The sequence below is a fragment of the Neorhizobium tunisiense genome (genome assembly GCF_039631515.1).
GTDB lineage: Bacteria > Pseudomonadota > Alphaproteobacteria > Rhizobiales > Rhizobiaceae > Neorhizobium.
In genome coordinates this window covers 328,842-348,219 of record NZ_JBDIUU010000003.1, presented here as the reverse complement: position 1 = coordinate 348,219, position 19,378 = coordinate 328,842, and the positions used below count along the sequence as shown (strand labels likewise).

Here is a 19,378-nt window from a genome sequence, read left to right as displayed (position 1 = left end):
GCCTACATCCGCAGGCCGGGAACGGCGAGCGGATTGTCTTCCAGCGCAGCGCGGTCCGGGCGGTCGACGCGGGGCTGGCCGGTGAACGCCGCGAAAAGATCCGAGACGAAGGCTTCTTCCAGCCCTTGCGTGATCAGCACCATGCGGGTGCGCCGGTCCGAGCCGTCGGGCCACTTCGGCAGGCGCTGCGGCGGATGGAAGACGCTCTGCACCCCATGCAGCACCAGCGGCCGTTCCGGATTGTCGGAAAGCGCCACGATCGCCTTCATCCGGAGCAATTTCTCGCCATGCGCCGAACGCAGCAGGTCGATGAACATCTCGATCGCCATCGGATCGATCGGCTTGTCGTGGATGATCGAAAAGGAGCGGATGTCGTCGCCATGGCGGTTCACGTCATGATGATGGTGGTGATGCTCATGGCCGTGGTGATGATCATCGTGGTGGTGATGACCATGATCGTGGCGGTGATGCCCCTCGGCATCGTTTGCCAGCTCGTCATGCAGCCAGCGATCCACGTCGGCGATCTTCGTCGCCGGATCGTAGAGGCCGTTCACCAGAATGGCAGCGGTGCCGGCGGCTTCGCTGTCGCCATCGACGATCGGCGCCCGGGGATTGAGCGCCGCGAGCCGGCTTTTCAGCGCCGCCAGTTGGGACGCATCCGCCATCGAAAGCTTCGAGATGATCAGCCGATCGGCCACCGCCACCTGCTTCACCGCTTCCCTGTGGCGGTCGAGCGTCGAGACACCATTCACCGCATCGACCACGGTAATGACCCCGTCGAGCTCGAAATTCTGGGCGATGACCGGATTGCCCATCACCGACTGCATGACCGGCGCCGGATCGGCAAGGCCTGTCGTTTCGATGACGATTCGGCGGATCGGGCTCAGGCGGCCGGTCTGGATGCCGTCCATGATCGAGGCGAGCGAATCCACCAGCTCGCCGCGCACCGTGCAGCAGAGGCAACCGTTGGCAATCTCCAGCAGCGCATCGCCGGAAGCCTCGACCAGGAAATTGTCGATCCCGACTTCGCCGAACTCGTTGATGATGACGGCCGTATCGCTGGTGCCGGGATCCCTGAGGATGCGGTTCAGAAGCGTCGATTTTCCCGCACCGAGAAAGCCGGTGAGGATGGAGACCGGAATCCGGCTCGAGGCAGAAGACATGATCTATTCTCGTTCAGAATGTCGGGCGCGGCTGCGGGATCGGCACATTGACGGTATTGGCTGCAACCGTTTTCTTGGTGCCCTTGGGCGGCGGCGGAGGAGCTTCGCCGCCGGAAAGCAGGGTCAGGGGCGTATAAACCGGCGGCTGGGCCATTTCATGGATATAGGGCGAATGCTGGATGGTGCGGCCCGCATCGTCACGCGTTTCGCTGCGCACCTTGGCAGCATTGGGATTGCAGATCTCGGCGCTGACGTCGTTGACCTCAGCCGTTTCGCCATAGGGTGCGAGCGCCAAGAGCGCCGCGCCACCGGCAGCAGTCGAAGTCAGTCCCTGCTGCAGCAGGTTGGCAGTATCGTCGGCGCGGCCGGCCAGGCTGTCCGAGCCGAGCACCACGGAGATCACCGAACGGCCGTCCCGCGTCGCGGAACCGACCTGGTTGAACCCGGAGGCGCAGATGAAGCCGGTCTTCATGCCGTCGGCGCCGTCGAATCGGCCGATCAGCGTGTTGAAATTGGGATATTGCTTGGTGCCGGTATCTATGCCCTCAAGCGAGAAATAGCCCTGGTATTCCGGGAAATCCTGCTTGAGCCTCAGCGTCAGCAACGCGAGATCCCGGGCGGTCGAGAACTGTCCCTTGCCCGGCAGGCCGTGCGGATTGATGAACTGGGTGGAATTCATGCCGAGCGCCTTGGCCTGGGCATTCATCATCGCCACGAACTGTTCCTGCGTGCCCCCGACGGCCTCGGCCACCGCAACCGCCATGTCGTTGGCCGATTTGACGAGCATCATCTTGAGCGCGTTGTCCATCGTCATCGTCGTGCCGGGCGTGAAATACATCTTGCTCGCCGGCTGGTCGGCCGCTCTCTTGCTCATCACGACCGGTGTCTCGAGCGAGAGCTTTCCGGCTTTCACCGCCTTGAAGGTCACATAGGCGGTCATCAGCTTGGTGAGCGACGCCGGATACCATTTCACGAAGGCATCCTCGTGGGCGATCACTTTGCCGGTCTTTGCGTCGACGACGATCTTCGGATTGGCGGCAGCGGTTCCGGCGGAAGCGACAAGGGCAAGCGCGGAGAGGGCGCAGATCAACCGGGTGGCGGAGGCGGATCGGAGACGGAAAATCTGCAATGTAGTTCCTCGTTCGAAACAGCTTAACGAGTGTGGCGCATATGCGTTCTATATGGCCAAGCAATGGCAAAGAAGATTGATTACGTCAATCATGACAGGCACACTCCGGCCGGGAGGACTTGTCATAACCGCGTGACCAGCCAACAACAGGGAACATTATGCCGATTTTGAACCGGGCCGCCGAACTTCAGGGCGAAGTCAGCGAGTGGCGACGATATCTTCATGAAAATCCTGAGATTCTTTACGAGGTCGAGAACACCGCCTCCTTCGTGGAACAGAAGCTGAAGGAATTCGGCGTCGACGAGGTCGTGCCCGGCATCGGCCGCACCGGCGTCGTCGGCATCATCCGTGGAAAAGGCCCGGGCGGCCGCACGATCGGGCTGCGCGCCGACATGGACGCCCTGCCGCTCACCGAAATCACCGGCAAGCCCTGGGCCTCGAAGACCCCAGGCAAGATGCACGCCTGCGGCCATGACGGCCACACGGCCATGCTGCTGGGCGCGGCGAAATACCTCGCCGAAACCCGCAATTTCAACGGCACCGTGGCGCTGATCTTCCAGCCCGCCGAAGAGGGCGGCGCCGGCGCGCTGGCGATGGTCGAAGACGGCATGATGGAGCGTTTCGGCATCGAGGAAGTCTACGGCATGCACAATATGCCGGGCATTCCGCTCGGCCAGTTCGCGATCCGCAAGGGCGGCATCATGGCGGCGCCCGACCGTTTCACCATTACCATCAAGGGCCGCGGCGGCCATGCGGCCCAGCCGCACAAGACCATAGACCCGATCTTCATCGGCTCGCAGCTGGTCGGCAGCCTGCAGGCGATCGCCGCCCGCAACGCCGATCCGGTCCACTCGATCGTCATCTCGGTCACCCGCTTCGACGCCGGCACCGCGTATAATATCATTCCCGACCAGGCGACGCTCTGGGGCACGGTCCGGACGCTCAGTGAAGAAAGCCGCGACCTTGCCGAAAACCGCATCCGCCAGATCGTCGAGGGCATCGTCAGCGCCCATGGCGCCGAGGCCGAGATCGATTATTATCGCCAGTGTCCGGTTACCTTCAACCATGACCTGGAAACCGACCATGCGATCGGCGTCGCGACGGAAGTGGTCGGCGCTTCCAACGTCGACACCAATGTCGACCCAACCATGGCCGGCGAGGATTTCGCCTTCATGCTGAAACGCCGCCCCGGCGCCTTCATCTTCATCGGCAATGGCGAAACCGCAGCGCTGCATAATCCGCATTACGATTTCGACGACGAGGCGATTTCCTATGGCATTTCCTATTGGGTGCGGCTCGCCGAGCAGCGGTTGACGGAATGATCGAGACAAAAGGCTTGGCTAAACGCCTCGCCTTTTGTATGGAATTCCTGACGTGGTCCCATAGCTCAGCAGGATAGAGCGCAGGATTCCTAATCCTGAGGCCGATGGTTCGAATCCATCTGGGATCACCACTCCCTTTTATCGGGCGATCGTCGATGTCTCGTCCATCCGTTTCGGCCGCCTTACCGAGCGGACGACGCCGCGACGGGCTGCGCCAAGGAGTGCCCCGATCAGCCAGCCGCAGAACAGTCCGCCTGCTGCCCAGGTGAGACCTGCGAAATCCACCGGTACGCCCGGCACGAAATCACGCCAGGCATTGGCGAACGTCGTCGAATCGGGGTTGCGCATCACCACGAAAGGCTTTGTGAAGGGTGGCGCCAGCGTGAGGTCCTTCTGCTGCTCGGCGAGCATCTCGTAACGCGAAAAGGTTCGCCGCATCGCCTCGCCCTGATTGCGCAGGAAGGTTTGCGGCGAGACGGAATAGATGTTGAGCGCCTCCTGGCGGTCGAGGCCGTTGTGATTGGCCTGGGCGTCGAATTCCGAGATCAGGATCTTCAGCTCGTCGAGCGCGCCGCCGATCCGCTGGCGGTATTGCTGTGCGAATTCCGGCGCCTGCGAAAAGAAGATCCCTCCCAGCAGCGCCATCGCCATCGTCAGCATTCTTCCGAGCATGAGCATGGCAAAACCTCGGTTGTTTTGCCGATCAACGACGCGGGGCGGTCAAAGGTTGCCTTGTTTCCCCCGCACATGCTCCATGCGGAAGCCAAGGCCGATCAGCCGGCCGGCGAGATGGGCGAGCAGCGGAAAGCGGGCGATGCCCCGGATGAAGGCCGGCGGCCCCTTGCTTTTCCGATCATCCGCCTGATCCGTTCGCCGGCTGCTCCTCATCATTAACTGCAGTTTTTGCGTCGCTTTGGTCGGGAAACTGCGCCGCTTTTCGACGGCGGCGAGGTCGGCATCGGTAAGGCGCTTTTCGCGCAAAGGCGCGGCCAGGATATTGGCGGCCGCCACCGCATCCTGGATCGCCAGGTTGACGCCGACGCCGCCGATCGGCGACATCGCATGTGCCGCGTCGCCGATGCAGATCAGCCCCGTCCGCCACCATTGCTTCAGCCGGTCGATGCGCACCGTCAGAAGGCTCGTATCCTCGAAACTGCGGATCTCCTGCATGCGCTCGGCCGGCAGCGGCGAGACATCGACCACCATCCGCCGAAAAGCCTCGATGCCCTTTTCGCGGATGTCGGCGAACGTCGTGCGGCGGATCACATAACCGCATTGCCAATAGTCGCCGCGGTCGATCAGCACGAAACCCTGGCGCGGGCCGGCATGGCCCATCACCTCGTTCGGATCGCCCGGCTGTTTCGACAGCTTCATCCAGACAACCTCACTCGGAATGCCGAAACTCTCCACATCGAGCCCAGCCTTTTCCCGCACGACCGAATTGCGGCCGTCGGCGCCGACGACAAGCGTCGAGCGGATGGTAAGCTCTCCTTCCGGCGTCTCCAGGACGAGGCCCGAGATTGCGCCCTGATCCTCCAGCACGTCCAACACCTTCGCCCGCATGATCAGCCGGAAGTTCGGATAACCCTGCGCCTTTTCAGCGAGAAAGCTCAGAAAATCCCATTGCGGCATGAAGGCTATGAAGCGGTTCCTGACCGGCAACCGCGAAAAATCCGCGATAGTGATCGTCTTGCCGCCCATTTCGGCCGAAAGCTTCGGCGCACGCGTGTGGGGCAGCCGTAAAAGTTCGTCGATCAGGCCGAGCTCGTGCATCACCTCAAGCGTCGAGGGATGGATCGTATCGCCGCGGAAATCGCGCAGAAAATCCGCGTGCTTTTCGACGACCACGACATCGACGCCGGCGCGCGCCAGCAGGAGGCCGAGCATCAGGCCAGCCGGACCGGCGCCGGCGATCACGCAAGTCGTCTGGATTTCAAGGTGTTCGCTCATCATCCCACTTCGCGCCAAGAACATCCGTTGTGCAAGCTGCACTTGGTCGCAGGCGGGCCGAATTCAAGCCCGCTCTTGTGAGCCGTGGCTTTCGCTTGTAGACCGAAGGGAGCTTTAGGAAATGGAAGACAGCATGGCCGACACCGGCAAGCGCCGCATCAGCATCCTCGGTTCCACCGGCTCGATCGGCGTCAATACATTGGATGTGGTGAACCAACTCGGCGGCCGCGAGGCCTTCGAGGTCGTCGCCATCACAGGCAACAGCAATATTGCGCTTCTGGCAGACCAGGCGAAGGCATGCGGTGCAAGACTGGCCGTCACCGCCGACGACCGACAGTATTCAACCCTGAAAGATGCACTCGCTGGAAGCGGTATCGAGGTCGCCGCCGGCCGCGAGGCGCTGATCGAGGCGGGCGCGCGCCCGTCCGACTGGGTAATGGCGGCGATCGTCGGCACCGCCGGCCTGGCGCCGACGCTGGCCGCCGCAGAGCGCGGCGCCGATATCGCGCTCGCCAACAAGGAATGCCTGGTCTCCGCCGGCGAACTCTTCGTCAAGGCGGTCGCGGAAGGCGGCGGGCGACTGATCCCGGTCGACAGCGAACACAGCGCCATCTTCCAGTCGCTCGAGGACGACCAGCACCACGCGGTCGAGCGCATCGTGCTCACCGCCTCCGGCGGCCCCTTCCGCACCTGGACCCGCGAGCAGATGGCAGGCGTCACCGCGGATATCGCCCGCGCTCACCCCAACTGGTCGATGGGCCTGAAAATCTCGATCGGCAGCGCCTCGATGTTCAACAAGGCGCTGGAGATGATCGAGGCGAAACACCTCTTTAATCTGCGGCCAGACCAGATCGAGGTGATCGTCCATCCGCAGTCGGTCATCCATTCCATGGTCGGTTATCGCGACGGATCGGTGCTGGCCCAGCTCGGCTGTCCCGACATGCGCACCGCGATCGGTTATGCGCTCGCCTATCCGAACCGTCCGAAGCTCGATGTCGAGCGGCTGGATTTCGCCAAGCTCGCAAGGCTGGATTTCGAGGCGCCGGACGAGGTTCGTTTCCCGGCGCTCCGGCTGGCCCGCACCGCTCTGGAACGCGGCGGCGTGCAGGGCGCGGTGATGAACGCCGCCGAAGAGATCGCCTTCCACGCCTTCTGCGCCGGCCGCATCGGTTTTCTCAACATGGCGGATGTCGCCGAGCAGGTGATGGACGAGATGGTGGGATTTGCGGCCGCAACGACGATGGACGAGGTATTTGCGGCCGATGCCGAGGCCCGGCGCCGTGCAGGCACGATTATCGCGCAGAAGGAAATGGCTGCTTAGGTGATCCTAAGTTCCTCCCTCATTCCTGTGACGAGCACGGGGATGAGGGTGGAGTTAGCGGCTAATCAAGCCACATGCCGCGCCAGCGCGCAGCGCGACCAGAGCTGGTGCAGCGAACTGACGAGATGCTCGATATCCGCATCGCTATGCAGCGGCGTCGGGGTGATGCGCAGGCGTTCGGTCTTGCGCGGCACGGTCGGATAGTTGATCGGCTGCACATAGACGTTGCAGGTGTCGAGCAGGATATCCGAGATCCACTTGCACTTGGCCGCATCGCCGACCATGACCGGCACGATGTGGCTCGGGTTGTGCATGTGCGGAATGCCTTGGCTGTCGAGCATGGTGCGCAGCTTCTTCACGCGGTCCTGATGACGGACGCGCTCGAACGGGCTTGCCTTCAGATGCCGGATCGAGGCGATCGCCCCGGCTGCCAGCGCCGGCGGCAGCGCCGTGGTGAAGATGAAGCCCGAGGCGAAGGAGCGGATGAAGTCGCAGAGCGCGGTGGAGGCAGCGATATAACCGCCCATCACGCCAAAAGCCTTGCCGAGCGTGCCTTCGATGACCGTCAGGCGGTCCATCAGGCCTTCGCGTTCGGCAATACCGCCGCCGCGCAGGCCGTACATGCCGACCGCATGCACTTCATCGAGATAGGTCATCGCGCCGTATTTGTCGGCGAGGTCGCAGATTTCCTTGATCGGCGAAATGTCGCCGTCCATCGAATAGATGCTTTCGAAGGCGATCAGCTTCGGCGCATTCGGATCGGCGGCCGCGAGCTTGGCTTCGAGATCGTTGAGATCGTTGTGCTTCCAGATCACCCGCTCGCACTTGGCATAACGGATACCCTCGATCATCGACGCGTGGTTCAGCGCATCGGAGAAGATGATCAGCCCGGGGATCTTCTGGCCGAGCGTGCCGAGCGTCGCCCAGTTCGACATGTAGCCGGAATTGAAGATCAGGCCGGCTTCCTTGCCGTGCAGGTCGGCGAGTTCCTGCTCCAGCATGACGTGGTAGTGCGTGGTGCCAGAAATATTCCGGGTGCCTCCCGCACCCGCGCCACAGTGATCGATGGCTTCCTTCATCGCCTCGATCACGGCGGGGTGCTGGCCCATGCCGAGATAGTCGTTCGAACACCAGACAGTCACTTCCTTCGGGCCATCGGGAGTATGGCGCGTGGCGCGGGGAAAATTGCCGCGGTGCCTCTCCAGATCGGCGAACACACGGTAGCGGCCTTCCCCGTGAAGTCCGTCCAGTTCGCTCTTGAAAAATGCCTCGAAGTCCATGCTCACACTCCAGAACCTGCCTCGGTTTTGGTTTCAGCCGCGCTTTTCGTCAACCCCGGACCGCGCGAATAGAACCAACCTGCGGCAAAAGGCCCGCTTTTTTTGAATTATTCCAATAAAAAGTAAGCGATTTCGAAAATGTGAGAATTGATCCACGTCAAGCAACAAGGAGAAGAGCGGTGCACCCGCTCTTCCAGGCCTTTTACCGCTGCTCTCGATTCGCCTCAACCGGCAGACGCCACCGCCCTTTTTGCCATGACCTTGACGAGATTGGCACGGTATTCCGCGTTCGCGTGCATGTCCGACATCAGGTTCGAGGTGTCGACTGCGACATTGCTCAACGCATCCGCCGACCAGTTGGAGGCCAGCGCCTGTTCGAAGCCCGGATGACGGAAGACGCCGGATGAGCCGGCACCGGTCACCGCAACGCGCACGCCGCCGGCGGTTTTCGCCGCGAACACGCCCGTCATCGCAAAACGCGAGGCCGGATTGTTGAACTTCGCGTAACCCGCCTTTTCCGGCGCGTCAAAAGTGACCGACGTCACCATCTCGCCCTCCTCCAGCGCGGTCTCGAAAAGACCGGTGAAGAAATCGTCGGCCGAAATCGAACGTCGGTCGGTGACGATGGTCGCGCCAAGCCCGAGCAAGCCGGCGGGATAATCCGCAGCTGGGTCGTTGTTGGCGATCGAACCGCCGATCGTGCCCATGTGACGCACATGCGGATCGCCGATATGACCGGCAAGCTTGCAGATCGCCGGACAGATGGCGGCAAGCTCGCGCGAAGCGGCCACGTCCGCATGCGGCGTGGCGGCACCGATCGTCACCTTGCGGCCTTCGATCCGGATGCCCCGGATCGCCGGAATGTGGCGAAGATCGATCAGGTCGCTCGGTGCAGCGAGCCGCTGTTTCATGGTCGCGATCAAGGTCATGCCGCCGGAAAGGTATCTCCCTTCCTCGTTGGCCGACTTGAGCTTGACAGCATCTTCCACCGAGGATGCACGATGGTAGCTGGTAGCATACATGTCTGTTCTCCTCAGTGAGCCGCGTGCAATGCCTGCCAGACCTTCATCGGGGTCGCCGGCATGGTGAGCTTGTTATGGCCGATCGCGTCGGTGATGGCGTTGATGAGTGCCGGCGGCGAGCCGATCGCACCCGCCTCGCCGCAGCCCTTGATGCCGAGCGGATTGCCCGGGCAAGGCGTGTTCTGGTGCGACAGCGTGAACGACGGCAGGTCGTCGGCGCGCGGCATGGCATAATCCATGTAGCTTGCCGTCAGAAGCTGGCCGTTGGCGTCATACTGGACGTTTTCGAGCAGCGCCTGGCCGATGCCCTGGGCAATGCCGCCATGCACCTGGCCCTCGACGATCATCGGGTTGATGATATTGCCGAAATCGTCGGCCGCGACGAACTGGACGATATCCGTCTCGCCGGTATCCGGATCGATCTCCACCTCGGCAATGTAGCAGCCGGCCGGGAAGGTGAAGTTGGAAGGGTCGTAAAAGGCGGTTTCCTTCAAGCCCGGTTCCATGCCCGAAGGCAGGTTATGGGCGGTATAGGAGGCGAGCGCCACCTGGAACCACGGCACCGACTTGTCAGTGCCTGCGACCTTCAGCTCGCCGTTCTCGATGACGATATCCTCCTCGGACGCCTCCATCAGATGTGCGGCGATCTTCTTCGCCTTGGCTTCGACCTTGTCGAGCGCCTTGACGATTGCGGACATGCCGACCGCGCCGGAGCGAGAGCCATAGGTGCCCATGCCCATCTGCACCTTGTCGGTATCGCCATGCACGATGTTGATGCTCTCGATCGGCACGCCAAGACGGCCGGCGACAAGCTGCGCGAAGGTCGTCTCGTGGCCCTGGCCATGGCTGTGGGACCCGGTCAGCACCTCGATCGTGCCGACCGCATTGACCCGCACTTCGGCGGATTCCCACAGGCCAACACCCGCGCCGAGCGAACCGACCGCCGCCGACGGCGCGATGCCGCAGGCCTCGATATAGCAGCTCATGCCGATGCCGCGCTTCTTGCCTTTGGCTTCGGATTGTGTGCGGCGGGCGGCAAAACCTGCCCAGTCGGCTGCCTGCATCGCGGCATTCAGCGAAGCTTCGTAGTCGCCCGCGTCGTAGTTCATGATGACGGGCGTCTGGTATGGGAAGGAGCGGATGAAGTTGATCTTGCGCAGCTCCGCCGGCGAGATGCCGAGTTCGCGGGCCGCTGTCTCCATCGTGCGTTCCAGCAGGTAGGTCGCTTCCGGGCGGCCGGCGCCGCGATAGGCATCAACCGGCACCGTATTGGTATAGACGGTGCGGACATTGGCGTGGATCGCCGGTATCGCATACTGGCCGGACAGCAGCGTCGCATAGAGATAGGTCGGCACGGCCGACGAAAACAGCGACATATAGGCGCCGAGATTGGCGATCGTATCGACCTTCAGCGCCGTGATCCGGTTGTTCGCGTCGAAAGCCATCTTCACTTTCGAGACGTGGTCGCGGCCATGCGCGTCGGTCAGGAAGGCTTCGGTGCGGTCCGAGGTCCATTTCACCGGCACGCCGGTCTTCTTCGAGGCCCAGAGACAGATGATCTCTTCCGGGTAGATATAGATTTTCGAGCCGAAACCGCCGCCGACATCCGGCGCGATGACGCGCAGCTTGTTTTCGGGCGCGACGTTATAGAAGGCGCTCATCACCAGCCGCGCCACATGCGGGTTCTGGCTGGTCGTATAGCAGGTATAGTGATCTTCCGCCGTGTCGTAGATGCCGAGCGTGGCGCGCGGCTCCATCGGGTTCGGCGAAAGGCGATTGTTGAGAATCTCGATTTCGGTGACATGCGCAGCGGCCGCGATCGCCTTGTCCACCGCATCCGGCTCGCCGATCTGCCAGTCGAAGATCAGGTTGCCCGGCGCTTCCGGATGGATCTGCGGCGCGCCGGAGGCAAGTGCTGCGACGGCCTCGGTCACGACCGGGAGCTGTTCGTAATCGATGACCACGGCTTCCGCAGCATCGCGCGCCTCGCCCGAGGAGTCGGCGACAACGATGGCGATCGCGTCGCCCACATAACGCACGGTATCGACCGCGAGCGGATGCCAGGCACCCATCTTCATCGGCGACCCGTCCTTGGAATGGATCATCCAGCCGCAGATGAGATTGCCGATGCCGTCTGCCTGCAGCTGCTTGCCATCGAGCACGTCGATGACACCAGGCATGGCTTTCGCCGCGGTGGCATCGATGTTTTTGATCTTCGCATGTCCATAGGGGCTACGGACGAAACAGGCATACTTCATGCCCGGAACGGTCATGTCGTCCGTGTAGCGGCCCTTGCCGGTCAAGAAGCGTTTGTCTTCCTTGCGGGTAACGCGTGCACCGATTCCTTCAACACCCATGTTCATCTCCTCCCGAGATGGTGATTAGTGGTGGAAAGCGAGTAGGAATTAGTCGGTAGTTAAGTAGATCAGCGGCCGAAATGCAGCCGCTCGAACCATTGCTTACTAACGACTGCTCACTACTCACCTATTCAGCGGCCTGACGACCGCCGGCCATTTCGGCATCGGCGGCAAGGATCGCCTTGACGATGTTGTGATAGCCGGTGCACCGACAGATATTGCCTTCGAGCCCGGCGCGGACCGTCTCTTCGGTCAACGTTCCGCCTTCGCGGTTGATCAGGTCGACTGCCGTCATCACCATACCGGGCGTGCAGAAGCCGCATTGCAGGCCGTGATGTTCCTTGAAGGCCGCCTGGACCGGATGCAATTCGCCCTGGCCGGCAAGGCCTTCGATCGTCGTGATCGTCGAACCGGAAGCCTGCGCGGCGAGAATCGAACAGCTCTTCACCGAATGGCCGTCCATATGGATGACGCAGGCGCCGCACTGGGTCGTATCGCAGCCCACATGCGTTCCGGTCAGACCAAGTTTTTCGCGGATAAAATGCACGAGCAGGGTGCGATCTTCGCACTCGCCGCTCATCGTGCGGCCGTTCACGGTCAGCGTCACTTTCGTCATATTGTCCTCCTCGCGTCCCTCCCGGACACATGCCCATCATTTGCTTTTTTACTTAGGGGATCAACCGCTACTTTCTATGGAAACGGCAATATTTTGGTCCCCCGTCAGACAACCGATCGCTTCTGGATTCCGCCGGATGCCGGGTAACTGTCGGCAAAGCAAAACAAAAAATCCCGGCTTAAAATATTGAGCTCATATGGACTCTTGAACATAGCGACCTATTGTTCCCCTGGATGGTTGCTGCAGAACTGGCCGGCGGAGACGTCTGGCGCCTGCAAGACAGCCGGGTAAACGAAGAACAAACAGGAGGATCTCATGAAGAAGGCCTTGGTGCTTTTGATCGTCGGCGCTTCGCTCGCGAGCTGCACGGCAACTGAACAGGGCGCCGGCATCGGCGCAGCATCCGGCGCCGTGATCGGCGGCCTGGCCACCGGCAACGTCCGCGGCGCAGCCGTTGGCGCTGCGATCGGGGGCGTTTCCGGTGCCTTGATCGGCTCTGTCGCCGAACAGCCGGGTCAATGCTACTACCGCGACCGGTATGGTCGCCGCTATATCGACAGCTGCCCGCGCCGTTATTGATAAACGCGCGGATTGCAGGAAAGACTGTGGCCCCGGAGCACGCTCCGGGGCTTTTTCTTTCATGAAATCATCACGAAGGGGTACCCCGCTTTGTCTTTTGCGGTTAGATAGTCCGCTTCGTCGGATGCTATGAAGGCTTCCAGCCGGGGGATCCACAGCAGTTTGCGTATGCGGAACGAAAACACTGGGCGGACAGAAAAACGGAAGCTGAGGGGAGCAGGCACCGCCGCAATGCTCGCCGCGCTGCTTCTCGTTTTCCCGCCGCTTTCCGGCAAAGCCTATGCTTTCAAACTCTTCGGCATCACGCTGTTCGGCGACGATGAGGACAAGGTCGAGGTGATCGATCCCGTTCGTTACGACGCGACGCTTGAAGCCGGCAATGCGGACAAGGACCTCAAGAAGCGCCTCGAATCCGCCGCCTCCCTGATCACCGACGAAAAGCAGCCCGTCTCCGGCGATCTCGGCGTCATCATCAAGGCGCGCGAGGACCGCGACCGGCTGATCGCCGTGCTCTACGAAGAGGCCCGTTACGGCGGCACCGTGCATATCTCCGTCGCCGGGACCGATATCGATCGCCTGCCGCCCAACCCCACATTCGACCACGCGGCACCCGTGCCGGTCACCGTGCGTATCGATCCCGGCCCGGTCTTCAAGCTCGGCTCGGTCCGTTTCGAGGGAGACGCCGTCGGCCGCGATCCCGAAAAATACGACCTCGTTGCCGGCGGCGCGGCGGGTTCCCGGCTGATCCTGAAGGCCAGCCAACAGCTTCTCGTCGATCTGAAGGACGAGGGCCGGCCGCTCGCAAAGCTGACGGAGCGACAGGTGACGGCCGACCACCGCACCAACACGGTCAACGTGGTGCTCGGCGCGATCGGCGGCCCCGTTGCCCCGTTCGGAACCGTCGCGGTGAAGGGCTCACGCACCGTTGATGCCGCCTTCATCAGCCGGTATTCGCGGCTCGACAAACACGGCCAATACTCGCCCGTGCAGTTGAAGAAAGCCAATGATCGCCTGCGCGAACTCGGCGTCTTTTCCAGCGTCACGATCCACGAGGCGGAGAAGCTGGCGCCGGACGGTTCGCTGCCGCTGACGATCGAGGTGTCGGAGGGCAAGCATCGCTACTTCGGCTTCGGCGCCGAATATTCCTCGATCGACGGCGCCGGCCTCGAAGGCTATTGGGGCCACCGCAACCTCTTCGGGGAGGCCGAATCGCTGCGCATCGAGGGCAAGGTGTCCGGCATCGGCGCGACCACCGACGTCACCACCTTCGATTATTCCGCCGGCATCATCTTTACCAAGCCCGGCGCTTTCGTGCCGGAGGCAACCTTCGAGTCCCGCCTGGAAGCCAAAAGCGAGACGCCTGACGTCTATGAGGCGCAGACCATCATCTACTCGGCCGGCATTTCCTACGAGCTGAACGAGACCGACAAGCTCAAGGGCGGCGGGGAGATCGCCTATATCGACGCCGACGACGCCTTCGGCAACAACCAGTACCTCACGCTCAGCCTGCCGATCAGCTTCGAGCGCGATGCGCGGGACAACAAGCTCGACCCAACCAAGGGATTTTACGCGACCCTCTCCGCCAAGCCGAGCTACGAACTCATGGACGGCACGATCTTCTCGTCGTTCGAAGGCTCGATCTCGGGTTATCTCGGCCTCGGACAGGAGGATAAAATCGTGCTCGCGGCACGGCTTGCGGCCGGAACGCTAGTCGGCGGAAGCGACCTTGAAAGAATTCCCGCGACACGCAGATTCTTCGCCGGCGGCGGCGGATCGGTACGCGGCTACGCCTATCGGGAAATTTCGCCCTATGACAGCGCCGATGAAGCCACGGGCGGGCGCTCTTATACGCTGGGATCTTTCGAGGTGAGAGTAAAAGTGTCAGAAAACATAGGCATTGTACCTTTTGTCGACGTTGGTACGGTATCGACCGGAATCGTGCCCGATTTTTCTGATATACGTGCTGGCGCGGGGATCGGCGTGAGATATGCCACGCCTTTCGGACCGCTCAGATTGGACGTTGCAATTCCGTTGCAGCGCTATGACGGCGGTAGCCAGTACGGTATCTATGCGGGCATAGGACAGGCATTCTGAAAGGCAATAAAAGGGTAACGCTCAGGGCATGATGCTGATGGTTCGCCTGTTGAAATGGATCTTGAAGGCCGCGCTTGGCGTGGTCGCGATCCTGTTCGTCATGGCCTTGGGCGTCGTCCTTTTCGTCGCCCTCACCCCGGTCGGCGGGCGCGTCGCCGCGGACCGGATTTCCGCCATCGTCTCCACGCCTGACCGCAGCATCTCCTTCACGCCCCCGGAAGGCCTGCTGACCGGCGACCTGCGTATCGATGCCCTTACATTGTCCGATGACGCAGGTCCCTATGCCCAGATCGGCGGAATCAAGATCGACTGGTCGCCGACGTCCCTGGTGACGGGGGTCTTCCGTGCCGAGCATATTTCAGCCGACACCGTCAACTTCATCCGTGCGCCGCGGCCGCCGAAGGCTCCGGCAGCCAATCAGGCGACGACCACAAACTCCTCCGGATCGCCCTTGCCCGTCGGCATCCGCGTTGCGCAGATCGACTTGCCGGATATCAATCTCTCCCAGGCCTTTTCGGGACGGGATTTCTCTCTTTCGGTGAAGGGATCGATCGACGCGACCGGGCCTGACATTTCGCTCGATCTGCAGGCAACCCGCAAGGACGAGCCGGATGCCAAAGCATCTGCCGACGTGGTTTACGCGCCGTCCGAAAATCGCCTGACACTCAAGGCTGCCGTATCCGAGCCGCAGGGCGGGCTGCTCGCTCGCCTTCTGCGGCTGCCCGGCACTCCGGCGGTCGAGCTGGCGCTCGATGGCGAAGGACCTCTTTCCGACTGGGCCGGAAAATTGCAGGGCAGCGTCGGCGGCACCCCCGTCATCGCGGTCGACGGCAAACATCTGCTGGTCGAAAACGGCAGGCACAGGGTCGAAGTGACCGGCGGCGGCCAGCTGTCGACGCTTCTGCCGCCCGCCTTTCGTCCGCTGTTCGGCGGCACGACCGATATCAACATCGCTGCGATCTATGCGCCCTCCGGCCGGGTGGATATCGAACGCGGCGATCTCACCTCCGGCGCCGTGAAGATCGCTGCCAAGGGGGCCTGGGACCCGACGGGTGACAACAGCCTCACCGCCAGCCTCAACGGCGTGAAGGGGCCGGTCGACTTCGTCTGGCCGATCAACGGACAGGAGAGCCGCTTCTCCTTCGAAAGCATCAATTTCACGCTGACCGGAGCAGCCGCCTCGGCGCGCTTCAACGCAACGGCTGCACTCAGCGCCGCCGAACTGCCGCAGGGGCGTTTCGGCCAGATCCGCCTTCAGGCGGAAAGCGAAGACCTCAACCTGATCAGCCGCTCAGGCAGCATCCGCAGCCGCTTCACCGTCGCCCGCACGGATTTCACCAACGACGATCTCGACCGAGTGATCCGCGGGCCGGTGACATTGGATGCGCCGCTCAGGCTCGCGCCCCCGGCGATCGGCCTGGATGCGGCAACCTTCGACAGCGGCAACGTGAACGGCACGCTTTCCGGCGCTTACGACATGTCGAAACAGGCGGTCACCGGCAATTTCCGGGTTTTCGCCAATCCCGCCGTTCTACCGCCGGGACTGGTCTCGAAGTTTGAGGGCAAGCTTTCCGCCGAAGGCTACGTCAATATGGTGAACGGCGGTCGCGTCAGCCTCGAGAATTTCGTGATGCGCTCGAACGCCATCGAAGCGCACGGCAACATGCTGCTCGACAATCGGACTGTCACCGGGCGCCTGGCCGGCCGCGTGCCGGATCTGAAGCGCTGGCTGCCGGAGGCCGAGGGGGCTGCCGGTTTCGACATTTCCGCCAAGGGGCCGTTGACAGCAGTGGCCGTCCGGGCCGTGGTCAATTCCGCCGACGCGCGGCTGGTCGGCCGCAAGCTCCAGGACATGAGCTTCATCCTGGAAGGCACCGCCGATCCGAACGCCCCCAAGGGCAAGCTGACCGGCACCGGTTCGCTCGACGGCCAGCCGATCCGCGTCAATGCCGACATTGCCTCCGTCCAGGGCCGCACCAGCGCGCCGGCGATCACTGCCGAGATCGGCCCGAACAAGCTGACCGGCGCCTTGAACTTCTCTCCCGCCTTCCTGCCGGAGGGCCAGCTCGCTTTCGACTTCCCGGATGTCTCCCTGCTCGCAGCCCTTGCAGCCCAGCAGGCCCAGGGCGACCTGAAGGGAACGGTGATGTTCAGCAATACGGGCGGCAAGGCCGGCGCCGTGATCCGGGCTTCCGGCAAGGCACTTCGCCGCGGCACGATCGAGATCGCCCAACCGAATATCGATCTCGCCATTGCCGACATCAAGGCGATTGCGGCCGAGGGTATGGTCCGCGCCACTCGGATCGGTGCCGGCTCGGTCAGCATCAACGACGTCAACCTCGGCGTCAGCCAGGGCCGCAACCGGACCAACTTCAATCTCGCCGCCCAGTATGACAACGCACCACTGACTGCGGTTGGCGATATCCAGACCGGCACCGATATCTCGGTCGGCATCGAGAGCTTCACTGCGGCGCCCCGCAGCATCGCGGTCCGGCTTGCCGCGCCGACCCGTATCGCGGTCGCCAACGGCGGTGCGCGCCTTGCCGATCTGACCATCTCGACCGGAGCCGGCAGCGTTACCGTCAACGGCACGGCCGGCACGGCACTGGACCTCACCGCCAATATCAAGGCGCTGCCCGCCAATCTCATCAACGCGTTTGTCCCCGCGATCAATGCTGCCGGCACGATTTCCGGCACGATCAACGCCAGCGGCGCCGCGTCTGCCCCTGCCATACGTTACGATTTAGAATGGAGTGATGCACAGCTTCGCCAGTCGCGCGACGCTGGCATCAGTCCGTTTCGAGTCCAAGCAAGCGGCAGCTTCGCCAACGGGACAGTCACGCTAGACAAGACCCGCCTGACAGGCTCCGGAGGTCTCGATCTCTCGGCTGCCGGCAAGGTTATCCTGAAGGACGGCATTCCCGAACTCGACATCAACGCCCGCGCCACTGCCGTGCCCGCCAGCCTGGTCAACGCGTTTGCGCCGAGCCTCGGCGCCCGCGGCACGATTTCCGGCACTGTGACGACGACGGGAACGCCGCAGGCCCCCGCCGTCCGTTATGACCTGCGCTGGGCCGATGCCGGCGTCGCGCAGACCACGTCCGCAGGCATCGCAGCCTTCAACATCACCGCCGGCGGCACGTTTCAGAACGGCACTGTCACCCTCGACACCCGCCTTTCGGGCGGCGGCGTCTCCTTGTCGGGCGGCGGCTCCGTCTCGCTCGCCGGCGAAAAACCGCTCAACCTGAAATTCAACGGCCATCTGCCCTTCTCGATCCTCGCCGGGCAGATGGCCGCGCAAGGCTTCGTGCTGGAAGGCACCGGCAATGTCGATCTTGCGGTCAGTGGCACGGCGGCGGCGCCGGCGATCACCGGCACGGCATCCTCGTCCGGCGCAAGGCTGGTGGATGTCCGGCGCAATCTCGCCCTGACGGATCTCGCCGCCAATGTCTCCTTCGATGGCAAAAGCGCCAATATCTCCAGGCTCACGGGAAAGCTCTCGGGCGGCGGCACGGTTTCGGTCCAGGGCTCGGTCGGCATCGCGCCGGGCTCCGGCTTCCCGGCAGACCTCAGGATCACTCTGGCTCAGGCAGCCTATGCCGATGGCGCGCTTTTCGCCGCTACCGCCGACGGCGCCCTGACGATCACCGGTCCGCTGACGTCCGGCCCCGTCCTCGGAGGACGCGTGACGTTGACCAAGGCGGCGATCACCGTGCCCGCCCGCCTGCCGACTTCGCTGTCCGCCATCGATATCCGCCATCGCAACGCGCCGCCCGACGTTCTGCGGCAGATGGAAAAGCTGCGGCCGAAGAGCGCCAGCGGCAGTTCGAACCCGATCGCGCTCAACCTTCAGATCAGCGCGCCGAACGGCATCTTCGTGCGCGGCCGCGGCATCGACGCAGAACTCGGCGGCGACCTGACCGTGACCGGCACGGCGATCGCACCGGTCGTCGCCGGTGGCTTCAAGATGCGCCGCGGCCGTATCGTCATCCTCGCCAAGCGAATGGATTTCACCGATGGCGACATCACCTTCGGCGGCGGCCTGATCCCGGTTCTCAACATGGAAGCGAACACGACCTCCGCCTCGACGACGATCACGGTGAAAGTGACCGGCGTCGCCAACGACCCGACGATCGCCTTCTCCTCCTCGCCGGCCCTGCCGCAGGACGAGGTTCTGGCGCGACTGATCTTCGGCCAGTCGATGTCACGGCTGTCGCCGCTGCAGATCGCCCAGCTGGCCGACGCCGTCGCGCAGCTCGCCGGCGGAGGCTCGACGTCACTGCTCGAAACACTGCGCAACAATCTCGGCGTCGACGATCTCGACATCAACACCGATGCGACCGGCCAGACCACCGTGTCGGTCGGCCGCTACATCAACAATCGCACCTATATCCAGGTCGAGCAGGGTGGCGAGAGCGGCGCGGAAGCGACGATCAACCTCGATGTCGGCCGCGGTGTCAAGCTCAAGGCGGGCGCCGGCACCGAGGGCGGCAAGGCCGGCATCTTTTATGAGCGCGAATACTGATCTCGGATATTTCGTTTCAT

General features: G+C 62.9%; 13 protein-coding genes and 1 tRNA gene. 6 read left to right on the top strand and 8 right to left on the bottom strand.

What is annotated here, in order from left to right:
• Positions 1-2 precede the first annotated feature (2 nt).
• Both ABCW43_RS15755 and ABCW43_RS15750 read right to left on the bottom strand, forming a co-directional pair.
• Complete coding sequence (locus ABCW43_RS15755) at positions 3-1,163, bottom strand: CobW family GTP-binding protein (protein ID WP_345926053.1); 1,161 nt, start codon at positions 1,161-1,163, stop codon at positions 3-5.
• A gap of 13 nt (positions 1,164-1,176) precedes the next feature.
• Positions 1,177-2,286, bottom strand: a complete 1,110-nt coding sequence (locus ABCW43_RS15750) for a D-alanyl-D-alanine carboxypeptidase family protein (RefSeq protein WP_345926249.1) — start codon at positions 2,284-2,286, stop codon at positions 1,177-1,179.
• 164 nt (positions 2,287-2,450) lie between these two features.
• On the opposite strand from ABCW43_RS15750, the gene ABCW43_RS15745 reads away from it, so the two are divergent.
• Both ABCW43_RS15745 and ABCW43_RS15740 read left to right on the top strand, forming a co-directional pair.
• On the top strand, positions 2,451-3,614 hold the full coding sequence (locus ABCW43_RS15745; RefSeq protein ID WP_345926051.1) for a M20 aminoacylase family protein: 1,164 nt from the start codon (positions 2,451-2,453) through the stop codon (positions 3,612-3,614).
• 54 nt (positions 3,615-3,668) lie between these two features.
• Positions 3,669-3,745 (top strand) — tRNA-Arg (locus tag ABCW43_RS15740).
• Between the two features lie 7 nt (positions 3,746-3,752).
• Here the strand turns inward: ABCW43_RS15740 and ABCW43_RS15735 are convergent.
• Together ABCW43_RS15735 and ABCW43_RS15730 are read right to left on the bottom strand one after the other, a co-directional pair.
• Complete coding sequence (locus ABCW43_RS15735; protein ID WP_345926049.1) at positions 3,753-4,292, bottom strand: DUF2937 family protein; 540 nt, start codon at positions 4,290-4,292, stop codon at positions 3,753-3,755.
• Between the two features lie 42 nt (positions 4,293-4,334).
• A complete protein-coding gene (locus ABCW43_RS15730; RefSeq protein ID WP_345926047.1) occupies positions 4,335-5,564 on the bottom strand; it encodes an FAD-dependent oxidoreductase in 1,230 nt (409 codons plus the stop codon).
• Between the two features lie 121 nt (positions 5,565-5,685).
• Here ABCW43_RS15730 and dxr point away from each other — a divergent pair, with 121 nt between their 5' ends.
• Complete coding sequence (gene dxr, locus ABCW43_RS15725; protein ID WP_345926045.1) at positions 5,686-6,885, top strand: 1-deoxy-D-xylulose-5-phosphate reductoisomerase; 1,200 nt, start codon at positions 5,686-5,688, stop codon at positions 6,883-6,885.
• Positions 6,886-6,950: 65 nt separating this feature from the next.
• Here the strand turns inward: dxr and hemA are convergent, their stop codons facing one another.
• The 4 genes from hemA to ABCW43_RS15705 form a co-directional block, all read right to left on the bottom strand.
• Positions 6,951-8,165: a 5-aminolevulinate synthase gene (gene hemA / locus ABCW43_RS15720; protein WP_345926043.1), complete on the bottom strand. Its 1,215-nt coding sequence runs from the start codon at positions 8,163-8,165 to the stop codon at positions 6,951-6,953.
• Positions 8,166-8,389: 224 nt separating this feature from the next.
• Positions 8,390-9,187 (bottom strand): FAD binding domain-containing protein, encoded by a 798-nt coding sequence (locus tag ABCW43_RS15715; RefSeq protein ID WP_345926041.1) that lies wholly within the window; start codon positions 9,185-9,187, stop codon positions 8,390-8,392.
• Positions 9,188-9,198: 11 nt separating this feature from the next.
• Positions 9,199-11,544, bottom strand: coding sequence for a xanthine dehydrogenase family protein molybdopterin-binding subunit (locus tag ABCW43_RS15710; RefSeq protein ID WP_345926039.1), 2,346 nt, complete (start codon positions 11,542-11,544; stop codon positions 9,199-9,201).
• Between the two features lie 127 nt (positions 11,545-11,671).
• Positions 11,672-12,160, bottom strand: coding sequence for a (2Fe-2S)-binding protein (locus ABCW43_RS15705; protein WP_345926037.1), 489 nt, complete (start codon positions 12,158-12,160; stop codon positions 11,672-11,674).
• A gap of 315 nt (positions 12,161-12,475) precedes the next feature.
• Between ABCW43_RS15705 and ABCW43_RS15700 the strand changes: the two genes are divergently transcribed.
• The 3 genes from ABCW43_RS15700 (at position 12,476) to ABCW43_RS15690 (ending at position 19,358) form a co-directional block, all read left to right on the top strand.
• The gene (locus ABCW43_RS15700; protein ID WP_046633911.1) at positions 12,476-12,739 is read left to right on the top strand and encodes a YMGG-like glycine zipper-containing protein; all 264 of its coding nucleotides are present in this window, start codon (positions 12,476-12,478) and stop codon (positions 12,737-12,739) included.
• A gap of 168 nt (positions 12,740-12,907) precedes the next feature.
• On the top strand, positions 12,908-14,833 hold the full coding sequence (locus ABCW43_RS15695) for an autotransporter assembly complex protein TamA (protein WP_445738951.1): 1,926 nt from the start codon (positions 12,908-12,910) through the stop codon (positions 14,831-14,833).
• Positions 14,834-14,861: 28 nt separating this feature from the next.
• The gene (locus ABCW43_RS15690; protein WP_345926032.1) at positions 14,862-19,358 is read left to right on the top strand and encodes a translocation/assembly module TamB domain-containing protein; all 4,497 of its coding nucleotides are present in this window, start codon (positions 14,862-14,864) and stop codon (positions 19,356-19,358) included.
• The last annotated feature ends 20 nt before the right edge of the window (positions 19,359-19,378 follow it).

Bases quoted from the DNA above. Each gene is read 5' to 3' on its own strand.
- ABCW43_RS15755 (WP_345926053.1), bottom strand. From the start codon at position 1,163: ATGTCTTCTGCCTCGAGCCGGATTCCGGTCTCCATCCTCACCGGCTTT.
- ABCW43_RS15745 (WP_345926051.1), top strand. From the start codon at position 2,451: ATGCCGATTTTGAACCGGGCCGCCGAACTTCAGGGCGAAGTCAGCGAG.
- ABCW43_RS15735 (WP_345926049.1), bottom strand. From the start codon at position 4,292: ATGCTCATGCTCGGAAGAATGCTGACGATGGCGATGGCGCTGCTGGGA.
- ABCW43_RS15730 (WP_345926047.1), bottom strand. From the start codon at position 5,564: ATGAGCGAACACCTTGAAATCCAGACGACTTGCGTGATCGCCGGCGCC.
- dxr (WP_345926045.1), top strand. From the start codon at position 5,686: ATGGAAGACAGCATGGCCGACACCGGCAAGCGCCGCATCAGCATCCTC.
- hemA (WP_345926043.1), bottom strand. From the start codon at position 8,165: ATGGACTTCGAGGCATTTTTCAAGAGCGAACTGGACGGACTTCACGGG.
- ABCW43_RS15715 (WP_345926041.1), bottom strand. From the start codon at position 9,187: ATGTATGCTACCAGCTACCATCGTGCATCCTCGGTGGAAGATGCTGTC.
- ABCW43_RS15710 (WP_345926039.1), bottom strand. From the start codon at position 11,544: ATGGGTGTTGAAGGAATCGGTGCACGCGTTACCCGCAAGGAAGACAAA.
- ABCW43_RS15705 (WP_345926037.1), bottom strand. From the start codon at position 12,160: ATGACGAAAGTGACGCTGACCGTGAACGGCCGCACGATGAGCGGCGAG.
- ABCW43_RS15700 (WP_046633911.1), top strand. From the start codon at position 12,476: ATGAAGAAGGCCTTGGTGCTTTTGATCGTCGGCGCTTCGCTCGCGAGC.
- ABCW43_RS15695 (WP_445738951.1), top strand. From the start codon at position 12,908: ATGCGGAACGAAAACACTGGGCGGACAGAAAAACGGAAGCTGAGGGGA.
- ABCW43_RS15690 (WP_345926032.1), top strand. From the start codon at position 14,862: ATGATGCTGATGGTTCGCCTGTTGAAATGGATCTTGAAGGCCGCGCTT.